We start from the raw sequence: 14517 nt of genomic DNA on the forward strand, positions 1-14517 counted from the left end.
GCGGACGCTAGCTCCGCCCTCGTCAGTCCTCCGCCTATCCTGAAGGGTCACAAGCGCGGCGGCTACCTGAACGTAGCCGTCGCAGCGTAGCTTCAGCACAGCGGTAGCTTTCGTGGGAAACAGCGAATGGAAGTGCGACCCAAAATCGCCGCAGAAATAGCGCAGTTGCGCCAGGCTTTCCGGGAATCAGGCGCTGTGCTCGTCGAGGAGGTGCTCGATGAGGCGGGCGCCCGCGATGCGCATCAGCGGCTTGCCTCGCATCAGGAGTGGTTTATCACCATAAAAGAACCTGCCCGAGTATCGGGGCGTGGTTGCACCGAATGGCGGGTAGCTGAATGGGAGCGCATGTCGGCCCGACAAAAACGTACAATTATTAACGATCTTCATGAACGGGCAGCCGCTTCGTTCGAGATGTATTTCAAGCAGTACCCGCTGATTGAAAAATTCAGGATCGGCGAAGATGGCGACATCCCGATGATGCGCATCGCGCGCCTCCTGGTGAGCGGTGCCTTTCTCGAGCTCATCGGCAACATTACGGGTATCGATGGCCTGACCGACGTGACCGGCATGGCTTCACGATTCGACGCGGGGCACTTCATCCTGTCGCATACGGATCGACAGCCGGAAGGATCCGTGGGCCGTCGCGAAGTTGCTTTTGTTCTTTACCTGACGGAGGGTTGGCGTGATGATTGGGGGGCACATACTTGCCTGTGGTCGGAAGGGGCCTCCGCGGCCGTCTGCATCCCGCCACGATTCAATACCATGCTGATTTTCCGCGTTCCGCGGGCGCACTCCGTGCTGTACGTGCCGCCCTTTGTCACAGCAAGCCGGCTCGCACTGGCAGGTTGGGCTTACAGCAGAACCTAAACGGCGCAAAAAGGCAGCTTGAGCGCAGCGCCATCCAAACCGTCTGGTCGCCCTCCGATCGCCAACGACAGGAGCATCGATGGGATACTCCGTAGGTCCCTCAACTGAGCGCGTGCGCGCAATCTACGCGCGACAGATCCTGGCGCTTGCCAATGCGTCGGAAAATCGTCGGCTTGAACAGGCCTTCGCGGCGGTGCCACGCGAGACTTTTCTTGGCGAAGACCGATGGCAGATTCTGACCTCGCTCGCCGGCTACACGCCGTTACCCGAGAACGATCCCGTCCTGATCTATCAGGATGTCGTGGTCGGACTGGCCACGCCGCGCGGTGTGAACAATGGCAGTCCCGCGCTGCACGCACGATGGCTCAATGCGATGGCCCCGCAGAGGGGCGAGGTGGTCGCGCACATCGGTGCCGGAACAGGTTACTACACCGCAATCCTCGCCGAGCTGGTCGGGAGTACCGGCCGCGTAATCGCCGTCGAATACGATAACGATCGGTGTACTAGGGCGCTCAAGAATCTTGCGCACAGATCAAATGTTCAAGTCGTGCACGCAGATGGCGCCGCCTATCCGGTGGAGCCCGTCGACGGCGTTTACGTCAACTTCGGCGTCGCGCGGCCTGCCCGCCCTTGGATCGACCGCCTGAAGCCCGGGGGACGCCTTGTACTGCCGCTCGGTGCGCCGGAAAAGCAAGATTTTCTGCCCGGCCGCTTTGCAGCTCAAGCCATTGGTTTGCTCGTCACACGGGTAGACAACGGCTTCGCGGCGGCATCGTTGGGCCCTGCCTCTTTTATCTTTGCCGAAGGCGACCTGGGGGCAACGACTGAGGAAATCAACGCGCTTCGCGTCAGTCTTCAGAACGCAAACGACGGCAAGATACGAAGCCTGCTGTGGGACCGGCGGCCAACGGGCGCCGTCTGGTTGGCCGCTTCAAACTGGGCACTTTCATTCGAAGCACCGGTACGTGTTGGCGGCCGCTAAGAAAATGTACTCGTAACGCCCGGCCTGTTGGCGTACCGATCAAGGCTGCACCGGCCCGCTCGTTTTCTGCCGCGCATGCACAGGAAAAAATGCCTCGGACCCATCGGGATTCGCGGCGCTGAATGGCTCCCAACAAGCACCCCACGTCATTGCAATGCATCCACGAATACTGGTTTGCAAAACCACGCCTGGCGGTAGACTTCGATATGCCGCCGGCGTAGGACCAGCTGCACAGGTACCCACCCATCGGCGGGCTGACAAGAAAGTCCGCTTCGGAGAGCTTTTCGCCGGCGCGGCGAAGCCGGATGATGTCGACAAGCATTAGCGCAAAACACTGTTTATATATACAGTATTATAGGCAAGCAACGATGAGCCTCGCAACCGGTGCTCCGACGTGGCCGGCAGCGATGGTGCGCGGGGTCATGAGGGCGCCATGAGGGGTTAATGAGGAGGTTTCGATGTGTTACTCGGCGCAGATTGAGGCCAGTTTTCGCCAGTATGAGCGCACGTTTGGGGCACAAGTCGACCTGCCCGCGTTTTTCGATCTGTACGCCCACCGTGCGGCCGGCGCAAAAATCAAGCTGCCCAAGGCTGTTGACGCGGCGTTCACGCGCGCGGCCGATCCCGCGTTGGCCGAGCTCCGCGAGTCGATTCGCAGCTTTGAGATTACCCAGGGGGCGGTGCTCGAGCAGGAACTGTTCACGCAGCGCACGCGCCTGGCCGAGGCAGGCCGTACCTTCCACAGCAAAGTCACGAAGGCCGCCTTGGAGAGCCAGCGTGCACATTGCATCGGCGAAGATCACGTCGACGTTGCGTTGCCTGGACGATCTGCGCCCCACAGCGCTCAAAGTCCGCGATTTGCGCATCTTCCCCGGTGGCTATGCGCCCGTTATGGGGATAGAGCACGGCCGTCGCTTGGTGAAGTCCATGCGCTACCAGTGCCGATCGGCCGGCAAGCCTGCCAACTACGACACCCGCATCCCGGGAAACTGCAACGCGAGACGAGATAAACTTGAAGGCTTCTGGCAAGGCCAGTTCGGCGTCATGCATGGCGTGATTCAAGCGCGGGGCTGATGGGCCGGGCACTTCGAAGAATATCGGCCCGTGACGTTTTCCCAACGTGTTTTGCTATTTATGCGTATGACATTATTTACTAGCGCCGTGACATTCCATTCACATTCGTGTATACTTCACGTAACAACTAACCCTCAACCGTCCGTGTGGCTTGACCATCTGATGTGAGGGAGAAAAAGCCGGCGCAAGCCGGTTTTTTCATTTCTGGAGACGGGGCATGCAGCTGGAAGGGCGAGCGCGTCGCTTGCGGACGAGGGTCTACATCGACGGCTACAACTTCTATTATGGCTGCTTAGAGCCGGTTTACGATCTCCTGAGCAGCAGTGCCAAAAAGGCGAGATGGACAAACTGCAAGCTGGTGTTGAGCAAACGCTCACAGTTCTTCCATAAGCGCCGGTTCTTCTCCAGCCAGGCGAAACTGCGCTCGACGACCCAACGCTGCGGCAGGACCTTGAAAGTATGCAGTTCGCTGCGTTTGGCGATCTGCACCGTGACCCGCTCGCCCAAGATCTCGCGCACGCCCTGCGCGAAGGGTTCGCCCACGTAACCGCCATCGACCAGCACACTTTGCACCTGTCCCAAGCGAGGCTTGCCGTGCTCGAACGCCAGCAACGCTCCTTTGCGATCGGTCACCTCGGCAGTGGTTACCGCCACGGCGTGCGGCAAGCCCTGCGTGTCTACGGCAATATGACGCTTGATGCCCGACACCTTCTTGCCCGCGTCATAACCCTTATGCGCTGCCGTGTCAGTGTTCTTCACGCTCTGCGCGTCCACGATCAAGAACGTCGTGCTGGCGCTGCGTCCCTGTCTTGTGCGCGCCGCGCCAACCTGATTTTTTGAGTGCCTGCTCCAGCACGCTCACGCCGTGCTGGTCAGGCTGACTCCATTTGCTGAAATACGCGTAGACGGTTTGCCACTTGGGAAACTCGCTGGGCAAGAAGCGCCATTGGCAACCTGTACGCAACAGATACAGCACCGCGCAAAACACCTCGTACAAGTCCACCGTCGTGGGCTTCGTGCGCCGGCGCACGCTGCGCAACAGCGGCTCGATCTCCGAGAACTTCTCTCGGCTTATGTCACTCGCGTATTTCTTTCTCGTCATCCTCGAATTATCAGGGATGACCAGAAGATCGCAAACACGTTCTTAGGAGTTTTGCCACACGCTGCACTCGCGCAAAAAACGCTGGTGAGTGCGCTCGTGAAAGCCCCACCTAACCGAGACCCGATGAGCGCGGCTGACGTCCCTCTCCTACCCTCCCGCCCCCACCTGACGCGTCGGATCGCGGCGAGAACAGCTGGCGCGATCCGAATACCCTACGTTCTATTTGGTGCATGGAGTTGACCCTGTAAAACCGGACACACCATCGCGCACAATGTCGCCGCTGTGGCCTGCTGTCGTCGCCGCACAGCTCATCGCTTCTCGGTCGCAGCAATCCAGCGCAAACGTCACACGCAGCGGCTCGCCGTTGTCGCAGCGGAACTCGAAGCCGTCCGAGCACCATCGCTGATTGCTGCGCGCGACGGCCACTTTGCCATCATGTCGACGGTGGGCTCGCGGCGCAATCGGTCGGCGCTGTGTCAGCAGCCCATGCGTTCGCATGATGCGATAAATGCGCTTGGCATTGAACGGCGCCAGTCCAACTGCAACGCGCTCGTTGCGCAACGTGCCCCAAACCCGCCGGTAGCCATAGCTGGGCAAATTGCCGACGACACGGCGGATTTCCTCGACTACAGTTTCGTTGTCGGTCGGCCTTGATTGCCGGCCATCGCGCCACGTCGCCGGACGCGACAGTCGTGCCGATACGTTCGAGCGCGACACGCCGAGAACTTCACAGACCAGTTTCACTGGCCGTCCTCCGGCAGCAAGGGCGAGTGCGCTATCCATTTTTTTGCTCGGCTGTATTCAACTGCTTCCCGGAGAATCTCGTTCTCCATTGTTTTTTTGCCGAGCATCCGTTGCAGCTCGCGAATCTGCCTGAGCGCATCAGCCAACTCCGATGCCGGAACCACTTCTTCGCCAGCCTTGACCGCTGACAGGCTACCGTCCTGGTACAGCTTGCGCCAGTGGAATAGCTGGTTCGGGTTCACGCCGTAATGGCGCGCGACCATTGAAACCGATTTTCCCGGTTCGAAACTCTCGCGAACCATCGACAGTTTCTGCTCCGCCGTCCAGCGACGCCGGCGCTCTGGGCCCGTCAACACTTCCATCACTTCCTGCTTGGTGTTAGTCAAAAACACAGTCTTATGCCTACCCGTTATTGTAAGTGGGTCGTTGTGTCCGGTGTTTCATGGGGCCGCTCCAGTGCACGAATCAGTAATACGCATCCACACCGAAGTTCGTCACACACTTTTACGCCGGTTTCTCTTCATCGCCAGCTTGACGGTTTCTCTCATTTCTCTAAATTCTTTTCTCAGTTTACGATCTGGCACCTTACTCTTATCCCTGAGCACAAAGTCCCCCTGGTACGTTGCATCCGTCATTCGTGTATTTTTGTCCGTGACTTCGAAAAACGCGGTTGTCACCGCCCGGGTAGTCGTCAGCGAATCCGACTCGAAGAACTTGTCGCCAAAAAAATAGACCTTGGCCTCTGCGCTGAGCCTCGTGTGGCCCGAATAAAATGAGATCCCAACCGCATCGTCACGGAGAGCTGGCATAGTTTTGCGGGTGGAGATGGCGACTCGGTACTTCTCATTACGATTGTCCTTAACCGTGGGCTCGCCATTGATGTCTCTGACGATTTGCATTGCGGCCGGCCCGCGGGCAATCGTCGCGAACATCTGGCGTTGTGTGGCTTCGTTAGGACACGCCTCCTTAATCCGCCCGATCACCGCAGAGAACAGGGCCGTTTTCACCGTCGCGATCTGCTCGACCGACGTGTGGCTCGGTAGGCCCCCAATTCTCACCACATCTCTGAGGGTCTCGCGGAAGTCGTCGGGCACCTCTGACTCCGCCGCAAAAGTCTCCACGCCTCTTAAACGCTGGCAGGCCCCGCGCATCCTAGCGTCCATGATGTCGTTACCGTCGATCTTGATGACAACACGCTCCGTGCCAGGGGCGGGGAACAGGGCGCCATCTAGCGCGGCGCATACCTCTTCGAACAGCTTGGCATCGCCTTCGGAGGAGCCGAGATCAGCGGCCTGCGCGAGTTCCGCGACGTGTGCGGTGGCATAAGCATAGGTGCCTTTGGGAAGCGAAGGCACGCCCCAGAAAGTCAAGGGATTCCCAACATGTAGATTGCGGTCGGTGCGCAAGGTGCGCTCCTTCTTTTCGAGCGTCGCGCGCGCCCACTCGTCAATGGCTTTACGTTGCGTTTGGGCATCCAGCGCTGGACCCCGGTTGCGGGTCACGTGAACGTTATCGTTATCGTATTGGTAAGTGACCGCGTGCTTAAACCGCCCGTAAGCTTTGCTCGCGGACGCGAGCCAGGCTGTTTTATCGAAGTTCTCGTCAAGACCAAGTCTATCGAGACTGATCCCGTCCGGACGTGCGGCGGCGTCCGGGTCCACGCGCGCGACTTCTTCCACATCGCCCACCACGAACTTAATGCGCCGTGCGCCCAAGAATATGCCGGACAGCAAGTGGTACAAATCCTTTAGGCACGCCAAGAAATCGTTCGACGCTGGGGACGCGGCCGGCACACCGAATAGCTTCTTCGTGTCTTCGACCAGCGACTTAACCGACAGATCAGGCGATTCGGCCACTCGCACCGCAGCCTTGATAACCTCTGCCTCGACGCAGTCACCCGTGCTGGTGAACTGCATCGCCAGGTCCACGACCTGCGTCACCGGCTCATTGGACTGGGGGCCAAATACACTGCGCGCGGGGTTGATCGTCGTGTACGTCGTCGTCTTGTGGATGTGGACTTTGTTGTCGTCGATGCTCACGTGGATGGCCTGCCGATGCATCTTTTGAGAGCCATCCTGGGAGGCCAGCAAGTGGTCCGCATTCACAAACGCCTTGCAGCCCAGATGGCGCGCGATATCGCGGGCCTTAACGCATGCGATATCCGCAGGCTCACCATTGTCTTCCAAGGCTTTTTGGATTTTCCGGGTCATCTGGCGCAGCAGTGCGCCCCCCGGATCGCTTTGAAAATGCGGGTCTTTGTCGGCCACCGCGGCACACTCATCCTTTCCCACGGTGAGAATGATCTGCGCGTTATCACCAGGCGGCGCGAAATATAGCGCCTCCATTTCCTTACCCACCTCGGCGTCGGCCCGTTCCTCAAGTTCGATTCGAGCGAGGAGCACCTGGTCAATAGGCGTCGTGCCGGTAGTGTTATACGCGCGCGAGGTTGACTCTATTGCCATACTGTGTTTTTCCTTAGCATTTGGTTCAAAAGCTGCGCGCGAGAGTAATTTTTTGTCTTACCGGACGCGGTGCTGGCCCATCGGAATCACGCCACCGCAGGACTTCGTGCGGCGCTGAGAAAAGGGGCCGTATCTTGGGTGTCGACGTCAGACTGCGACGACAGCTATGCTGTCATTGTCGGCGTCCTCGGCCGGGTTGGACTCCGGTGAACACCTTAAATCCGCTCCCTGGCGCGCGCGTGAGGGCGCGCGCGCGAAGGGACAGGGCGCGAATGCGGGCACTGAAGACGTTGGTTGAGAACGATTCTCACGAGAAGAACGATGGCACGGCCGGACGACGGACGAGCGAAGCCGTTCACTCGCCCGCTTTACCCGCGTTGGTTACTTTCCAGGTCTGGAAAGCTTTATCTCGTTTCATGTGTTGGACGAGTACGTGCTCGATGATGAAATCGAGTGAAATCTCCGTCTCGTTCATTTCCTGATAAGCACGTTGATAGGCCCGCAATTCGTCGTGTACCGCTTGCGATAGGTTCATCTGGAGCTTGGTCTTTTCCGGCTCGCGCTTGACGATCGGGAGCATGAGGCGGGGCGACGAGCTACGCGGTGGTTTCTGCTTCATGGAGGTTCTGATCCTTAGAACGTGTTTGCGATCTTCTGGTCATCCCTGATAATTCGAGGATGACGAGAAAGAAATACGCGAGTGACATAAGCCGAGAGAAGTTCTCGGAGATCGAGCCGCTGTTGCGCAGCGTGCGCCGGCGCACGAAGCCCACGACGGTGGACTTGTACGAGGTGTTTTGCGCGGTGCTGTATCTGTTGCGTACAGGTTGCCAATGGCGCTTCTTGCCCAGCGAGTTTCCCAAGTGGCAAACCGTCTACGCGTATTTCAGCAAATGGAGTCAGCCTGACCAGCACGGCGTGAGCGTGCTGGAGCAGGCACTCAAAAAATCAGGTTGGCGCGGCGCGCACAAGACAGGGACGCAGCGCCAGCACGACGTTCTTGATCGTGGACGCGCAGAGCGTGAAGAACACTGACACGGCAGCGCATAAGGGTTATGACGCGGGCAAGAAGGTGTCGGGCATCAAGCGTCATATTGCCGTAGACACGCAGGGCTTGCCGCACGCCGTGGCGGTAACCACTGCCGAGGTGACCGATCGCAAAGGAGCGTTGCTGGCGTTCGAGCACGGCAAGCCTCGCTTGGGACAGGTGCAAAGTGTGCTGGTCGATGGCGGTTACGTGGGCGAACCCTTCGCGCAGGGCGTGCGCGAGATCTTGGGCGAGCGGGTCACGGTGCAGATCGCCAAACGCAGCGAACTGCATACTTTCAAGGTCCTGCCGCAGCGTTGGGTCGTCGAGCGCAGTTTCGCCTGGCTGGAGAAGAACCGGCGCTTATGGAAGAACTGTGAGCGTTTGCTCAACACCAGCTTGCAGTTTGTCCATCTCGCCTTTTTGGCACTGCTGCTCAGGAGATCGTAAACCGGCTCTTAATGTTTGCGGGTGATTCGCTTGTAGACGTTGAGCGGCCAGAGCCACACGTAATACAAGCGCACGTCGAGTCTACTATTCCAGTTCAAACCGGCCATCGCTTCGGCCGGCACAACCTTGAAGAGCAAACCGGCGAGGTAGCCGACGATCACGTAGGCGCCGAATGCGAGGACAACCTCCTGCTTGCACGGGAAACCAACACGCGGCAAGACGGTGCCGACGAGGACCATGAACGCAAACAGGACGCCCACATTGATGGAGCGCACGTGTAGCGCGCGCTCCCGGCCCATGTTGAGGGCGCGCTGTTTGATGCGGTCCCGCTCTTGGTCGTCTGCGACCCGTTTTACGCGCTCGGGTAGCGTCTCACCTTTGCGCCTACCCAACAGGATCGGGGCGATCCATTTGTACGCTTTCGTCGCAATCACGGCCGCGACACCGAACAAGACCGTATTTAGGGTGAAGGATTGGAGAAGGTGGTATTGTCAGGTTGTTCGGATGGGGGAGGCGGAAGGATAGAATGCGACATGAAAAAATTTTCAGTCAGCCCCCAGCGCTCGAGCGACGCGGCGATCTCGTTCAAAGGCTACCGATTTCCGCCTGACATTATCCGCTATGCGGTGTGGCTGTATTACCGGTTTCCGCTGAGTCTGCGCATGGTCGAGGAAATGTTGGCCGCGCGGGGGATTGAGCTGACCTACGAGACGGTACGGTGCTGGGCGACGAAGTTCGGTTTGGCCATCGCCGGGCGTATTCGATCGACGTCCCCGAGGCGCGGCGACAAATGGCATCTTGACGAGGTGGTCGTGACAATCCACGGCAAAAAACATTGGCTGTGGCGGGCGGTGGACGAACACGGCGCGCTGCTTGAGGTGCTGGTGCAAAGCCGTCGCGACACGGCCGCCGCCAAACGGCTCATGCGCCGCCTGCTCAAGCGCCATGGCGGCGCACGCGTGATCGTCACGGATAAATTGCGCAGCTATGCAGCGGCCCACCGCGAGCTCCGGCTAAGCGTCGAACACCGCCAGCATAAAGGTTTGAACAACCGGGCGGAGAATTCGCATCAGCCTACGCGGGTGCGGGAGAAAGTGATGCGTCGCTTTAAGTCGGCACGCCAATTGCAGCGCTTCGCCTCAATCCACGGTCAGGTTTCGAACCTGTTCATGGCGTGCCGCTATCACCGCAATGCCGAGCAAAAACGTGCGGCGCGCACCCAGGCCTTCGCCGCCTGGGAATGGGCTTGCTCCACCCGCATGGCGGCGTAAGGGCGTCGTTTTCTGCCATGGTACCTTGGCTCGGTTTCAACTAAACAACCTGACAATACCCATTAGACTGCTGCGACCGCGAGGCCATGAGTTGGGTCGCGAGCACGGGCGGCTACACCGGCGACATGGTGCGTGACGTGATGCTTCAGGCCGTCGAGAGCCGCTTCCAGGGAGCGCTGAAAACCGACGGCGAAATCGAGTGGCTCAGCGATAACGGTTCCTGCTGCATTGCCGACGAGACGCTGACGTTCTCGCGGGCAATCGGCCTGAAGCCGGTCACGACGCCTGTCAGAAGTCCGCAGAGCAACGGGATGGCCGAGAGTTTTGTCAAAACGATGAAGCGTGATTACGTTTCATGGATGCCCAAGCCTGACGCCAGGACAGCGCTGCAAAACCTGGCCATCGCGTTCAACCACTACAACGAATCGCATCCGCACAGCGCACTGAAATACCGCTCGCCACGCGAGTTTCGACAGCAAGCAAATTCACTAACCTAAGCGTGACCGTGTGTCCGGTCATGCAGGGGCGAGTCCAATGTATTACTGCCACGAGTGGTCCAACACAACGATCACTCAGTTCATGCAGAAGGTCGACGCCTACATCCGCTGGTATAATGAGCATCGAATCAAGATGTCACTGGGTGCTCTCAGCCCAATGGAGTATCGACGTCATCTCGGATTGGCAGCATAAATCAGTCCAAGAAAACGTCCGCACCCCCTAGTGGGTCATTGTCATCCCGTTGCTGACAGGGCGAAGGGTTGCCGTCGCCGGGGCTCGAGTGCCGGCAGCGTTTGGTCCTTAGCCCTTGGCGCATGGAGAAGGGGAGGGCCGACGGGGAGGGTGGCGCCAGGCGTGAGGCAGCGGGCGGGGCGGCGCGATACAGGGTGACGCTGGCTGGGGCGGTCCATGCGGCCGGGCGGTTCGCCGGGCACGACGCGTGCCGCCGGTCACAAACACGCGCAAGGGGCGGGCCGGACCGCCAGACACTCGCTGGCAACGCGCCGGGTAACCCCCCCGCGTCGGTCGAACCCTGGCCGTCGGCGCCGGCGTACACCTCAGGTGTTTGCCCGATAGCGGCTTTGCCTGAGCCGCCGAGAATGACAGCAAGATATCTGCCACGATCGAGACGACGGCGCGTAACCCGATGCGCCTTTATCGTCGACGACACCGGCGAAAATTGCACCTGGCGCGCTGCCTCTCGCGGGGACGACCGCATGACGCGCGCGGCACCGCGATACTGCACAAGGAGAGAGTCAGGATGTGCAGCACGACCGTGACCAAGGCGCTCTGCGACCCGAGCGCGACGTTCGTCGGCACGCTGGAGCACCGATTCGAGCTCGCACCGAAGCCTTTCGGACACGCTGGCACGCGTGTGGCGCAACGCTGTTTGCTACTGCGCGACGGGCCTGGCCGCCGGCGAGAACGCCGGCACTGCTATCGCGGGGGAAAACCGCGGCCGACGCCCCCGCCTTCGTGATTAACCCACCCCTTCATCAAGATCTTCCGGCCCACATACCATGCCGCTCGACCCACCCACCAGCGCCCAGTCCGCAGGCGTTTACGCCGGCACGGCAGCGGACGAGCCGTTAGTATTCGAGTTCTACGAAAACGACGGCACATACAAACAGTTCTTTATTACCGTTGAAGACATGCAAAAGGCCGATCCCGCGGCCTGGAACCATTGGTTCAACAAAATCTGGAACTCGATTTGTGACTATTTCTCCGGCCCTCGAGTCGCCGGCGCGCAAATCAACGAGGCCAACACGTTTTTTCACGCCGCGGTGAGCGCGAAGGACGACGTCACCAAGGCGAAGAATTACTTCGCGTTGAAGGCGATGGCTACCCTCGAAACCCAAAGAACAAGATTTAGCGAGGTGTACAACGCGACTACAGGCTTGGTTACCCTCGGCATTGAAGCTCGACTTGGCAAGGGCCCGGGCGTCGCGATGACAGTGGAAGCATCAGCCCTACCTTCCGAAGCAATAGCGATCCTCGACTTGCCGCAAGACGTCATGACCGCGGCTCTGGAGAGGGAGGCGAAGAGGGATAGTGGGCAGCCTGTGCAAGCGAACTCCGTGGAGGGCGGTGTGGCTCCCGTCTGCACGACGACGCACCAATTTGACGGGACAGCTTACCTGACGGACTGGGCTAACCGGGTGTGCACGTTACCAGATAAGGAAATTCTGGAAGACCCGGCGCGTGAGAGGGGAGCAGCGGCGCCGCGACTTCAGTATTGGTTAGACCTCTCTAATTTCGAACCTCCTGTCCACGGCCAATGCGTCTACGAACTCGAGCTGAACGACGGCCTGGGCCCTGCCACGTCTAAGAACGTTTGGACCGAGGGTGCTGATGTGGCAGCGAATCTTGAATTCGCAAATCGTCTTCACAGGGCCCAGACGCTCACGCCTGCTCAGGTGAACTCGACGGCCTTTCTGATGCTGGCCGACAATTCAGTGCAAGAACTGATGAATGAGGCCGCCGCAAGGGATCCACGCTTCGATCGCAGCGCCAATGGTTGGATGTGCAAAAATAACTTTTCCATTTCGCACCACGGAACTCATATGGTGATGTCCATCACTAGTGAGAGCCAACTGTCCGACGAGCAGCTACACATGGACACCGGGGCGGGGCCGGACGCGCCACTCGTACATCAGGAGGTCACGTACCGGCAGAAGTGGGTTATCACCCCCGACGGGCAGATGCGGTGCCTCTTTGCCACAGCGGCGAAATCGGTAAGCTTATTGGATGCTCTCAACGACGATGTCATTGCCGTGCATGCGCCGGACGTGGACGACCCACACACTGCGGCGTTAAAGAGGCGGTACGATGCCTTGGGGGACAAGGCCCGCCATTCGCTTGCGTCGTGTACGAGCCTACGAAACTTTTTGAAGGAGGCCAGGGCGTTTTTGTCAGGCGATAACGCCCGCTTTAATGAGCGAGTGGCCCATTATTTGATGGGCAAACTCACCGTATTGCCCAAGGGGCTACCTAAACCGCAGCCCGATATTCCTGATGAAGTAAAAAACGAACTCAGGAACTTGCTGCGCACTCATCGATATGGAATATTTGGTATACCCGAAACGCCTGAAAAGACAATAGCTAAGCTCTATTCCTTGGATCTTAAACTATTGGATGAGGGAATCGACCTTGAATACAAGCGCCTCTCCGCAAAAGATCATCCAAGCGAACAAGTTCCGCAAAATGGGATCGACGTCTCCCCCGTCGATACGATGCAGGATACGCAAGGGCACATAGCCGAGCGGCCACGCGTCGTGGCGGCCAGGGTGAGCGCACCAAACGCCGGGGACCTCACCGCTGCGACGGGCCAGCCACCCCACATGACTTTCCCTGAGGCGGCAACAGGCCTCGTGCCGACAAGCCTCATGACGGCTGACACGAACGTCCCTAACGCTAGCATCGTGGTTCAGGATTCTTCTGGGATGGCGGTGAAGAGGCGAGGAGAAAACGCGAAGCCTCAAGATTACTTCGGATCGATCTGGCCAAAAATTGACAAGTGGTTCACCTTGCTCGACGGGGGCGCTGCCCGGGAGTTGCTTGGCTACGTCCTCAGGGAAGGAACGAGCGTTGACGACAGGCTGACCTGCCTCGATAACCTGCGACATCTTGCGTTGGGACATCACAAAACGGCGATTCGCCCTGAGGTCGATGGCGATATCGTCTCGCTCGTGATCGATGACGTTTTTACGATGACCCTGAATCGACCCACTGGGCGCGGCATATTCCAATCGGGTTTGGATCTGCCCGATTAAATATTCTGAGCTTTGCCCACCGTTAATCTCGAAGAACACACTACCGCACCAATCTCGGGGAGCGTTTTTCCGCTCTTTCGGCGGCCGGTTGCCGGTGGCGAACGCCCCCCGGGGGATCGCCCAAGACGCCCTGGCGACGCCCCCGCGCCGTGCGTCGTGTCGCCCCCGACCCTCGCAAACCCACGCCCCGCCGTCGTCCCCAGGGCGGCCGCAGGGCAAACGAGCGCAAACGCGGGCGGCAGGTGATTTTTGGGGCGCGAGTTCGCCCGCAAAAGTGGCCCATGTCATAACCCGAGTTATAGACAGAGCTGAATTCAATCTATTGGGGCTGAGCACGCGCTTTTGCGGGTCGGCTCGCGCGACGCGCCGGGCGTGAAGCCCGCCGCGGGCCCGCCCCCGAGCCGCTTTTGCCCGCGTCGTCGAGCGGGTAGGGGAGATCGGCAGGCAGTCGCGCCAAGTATTGGCTCGGCCCGCAAGGGAGCGTGAGACCCCTTGCTCCCTCAGCGATAGCCTGCTGGGGCGCGAGGGCGTGGAGAAGGGGAGAGGCGCAGGCCTAAACGGGAGAGGGCGGGGAGGGCTCGCCGGCAACGTGCATGACGGGGCTGCCGACTTTGCTGGAGCGCCGACCAGCCGTGCCATCGTACATTCACCCAGAATGGTTCTCAGCCACGCATTTACAGGACTGCCAACCGGCTGGCCGGCGCGCAGTGCGACTGACGACTGACCAGTGTGCCGTCCCCGAAAAACGTTGTACAGCCGAGCCACTCG

Annotated in this window: 10 protein-coding genes and 3 pseudogenes; 8 read left to right on the plus strand and 5 right to left on the minus strand. The window is 59.6% G+C overall.

Annotated features, from left to right (window positions below; genetic code table 11):
- Positions 1-126 precede the first annotated feature (126 nt).
- From AB870_RS24970 to AB870_RS26875, 3 genes are all read left to right on the plus strand, one after another.
- A complete protein-coding gene (locus tag AB870_RS24970) occupies positions 127-867 on the plus strand; it encodes a 2OG-Fe(II) oxygenase (protein WP_064674971.1) in 741 nt (246 codons plus the stop codon).
- A 79-nt stretch (positions 868-946) separates the two neighbouring features.
- Positions 947-1849, plus strand: coding sequence for a protein-L-isoaspartate O-methyltransferase family protein (locus AB870_RS24975; RefSeq protein ID WP_047909491.1), 903 nt, complete (start codon positions 947-949; stop codon positions 1847-1849).
- Positions 1850-2626: 777 nt separating this feature from the next.
- A complete protein-coding gene (locus AB870_RS26875; RefSeq protein WP_167362763.1) occupies positions 2627-2923 on the plus strand; it encodes a hypothetical protein in 297 nt (98 codons plus the stop codon).
- A gap of 303 nt (positions 2924-3226) precedes the next feature.
- Here the strand turns inward: AB870_RS26875 and AB870_RS26130 are convergent.
- The 4 genes and pseudogenes from AB870_RS26130 to AB870_RS25010 form a co-directional block, all read right to left on the minus strand.
- Positions 3227-4025, minus strand: a protein-coding gene (locus tag AB870_RS26130; RefSeq protein ID WP_418303967.1) for an IS5 family transposase whose coding sequence is annotated in 2 segments (ribosomal slippage) — positions 3227-3755 and positions 3754-4025 — 801 coding nt in all. Because the reading frame shifts where the segments join, the coding sequence is not laid out codon by codon here.
- A 261-nt stretch (positions 4026-4286) separates the two neighbouring features.
- Positions 4287-5131, minus strand: a pseudogene (locus AB870_RS26135) (IS3 family transposase); the annotation flags it as partial.
- Between the two features lie 132 nt (positions 5132-5263).
- Positions 5264-7231: a hypothetical protein gene (locus tag AB870_RS25005; RefSeq protein ID WP_047909493.1), complete on the minus strand. Its 1968-nt coding sequence runs from the start codon at positions 7229-7231 to the stop codon at positions 5264-5266.
- A gap of 355 nt (positions 7232-7586) precedes the next feature.
- Complete coding sequence (locus tag AB870_RS25010) at positions 7587-7850, minus strand: DUF2274 domain-containing protein (RefSeq protein WP_047909494.1); 264 nt, start codon at positions 7848-7850, stop codon at positions 7587-7589.
- A gap of 59 nt (positions 7851-7909) precedes the next feature.
- Between AB870_RS25010 and AB870_RS26140 the strand changes: the two genes are divergently transcribed.
- Positions 7910-8708, plus strand: a protein-coding gene (locus tag AB870_RS26140; protein WP_418303967.1) for an IS5 family transposase whose coding sequence is annotated in 2 segments (ribosomal slippage) — positions 7910-8181 and positions 8180-8708 — 801 coding nt in all. Because the reading frame shifts where the segments join, the coding sequence is not laid out codon by codon here.
- An 8-nt stretch (positions 8709-8716) separates the two neighbouring features.
- On the opposite strand, the gene AB870_RS25025 is transcribed toward AB870_RS26140, so the two are convergent.
- Entirely contained in the window at positions 8717-9160 is a 444-nt protein-coding gene (locus AB870_RS25025) for a hypothetical protein (RefSeq protein WP_047909495.1), read from the minus strand.
- A gap of 81 nt (positions 9161-9241) precedes the next feature.
- On the opposite strand from AB870_RS25025, the gene AB870_RS25030 reads away from it, so the two are divergent.
- The 4 genes and pseudogenes from AB870_RS25030 to AB870_RS25045 all read left to right on the plus strand — a co-directional run bounded on the left by AB870_RS25030 (position 9242) and on the right by AB870_RS25045 (position 13749).
- Entirely contained in the window at positions 9242-9979 is a 738-nt protein-coding gene (locus AB870_RS25030; RefSeq protein ID WP_047909496.1) for an IS6 family transposase, read from the plus strand.
- A 56-nt stretch (positions 9980-10035) separates the two neighbouring features.
- A pseudogene (locus tag AB870_RS25035) lies at positions 10036-10476 on the plus strand (integrase core domain-containing protein); the annotation flags it as partial.
- A gap of 55 nt (positions 10477-10531) precedes the next feature.
- Positions 10532-10669 (plus strand): annotated as a pseudogene (locus tag AB870_RS26145) (IS3 family transposase); the annotation flags it as partial.
- 827 nt (positions 10670-11496) lie between these two features.
- On the plus strand, positions 11497-13749 hold the full coding sequence (locus AB870_RS25045; protein ID WP_047909497.1) for a hypothetical protein: 2253 nt from the start codon (positions 11497-11499) through the stop codon (positions 13747-13749).
- Positions 13750-14517 lie beyond the last annotated feature (768 nt).

The sequence above is a fragment of the Pandoraea faecigallinarum genome, assembly GCF_001029105.3.
Lineage (GTDB): Bacteria > Pseudomonadota > Gammaproteobacteria > Burkholderiales > Burkholderiaceae > Pandoraea > Pandoraea faecigallinarum.

What these genes read in the sequence shown, in the direction of transcription:
- AB870_RS24975 (WP_047909491.1), top strand. Translation starts at nt 947, where the DNA reads ATGGGATACTCCGTAGGTCCCTCAACTGAGCGCGTGCGCGCAATCTAC.
- AB870_RS25005 (WP_047909493.1), bottom strand. Translation starts at nt 7,231, where the DNA reads ATGGCAATAGAGTCAACCTCGCGCGCGTATAACACTACCGGCACGACG.
- AB870_RS24970 (WP_064674971.1), top strand. Translation starts at nt 127, where the DNA reads ATGGAAGTGCGACCCAAAATCGCCGCAGAAATAGCGCAGTTGCGCCAG.
- AB870_RS25010 (WP_047909494.1), bottom strand. Translation starts at nt 7,850, where the DNA reads ATGAAGCAGAAACCACCGCGTAGCTCGTCGCCCCGCCTCATGCTCCCG.
- AB870_RS25030 (WP_047909496.1), top strand. Translation starts at nt 9,242, where the DNA reads ATGAAAAAATTTTCAGTCAGCCCCCAGCGCTCGAGCGACGCGGCGATC.
- AB870_RS25045 (WP_047909497.1), top strand. Translation starts at nt 11,497, where the DNA reads ATGCCGCTCGACCCACCCACCAGCGCCCAGTCCGCAGGCGTTTACGCC.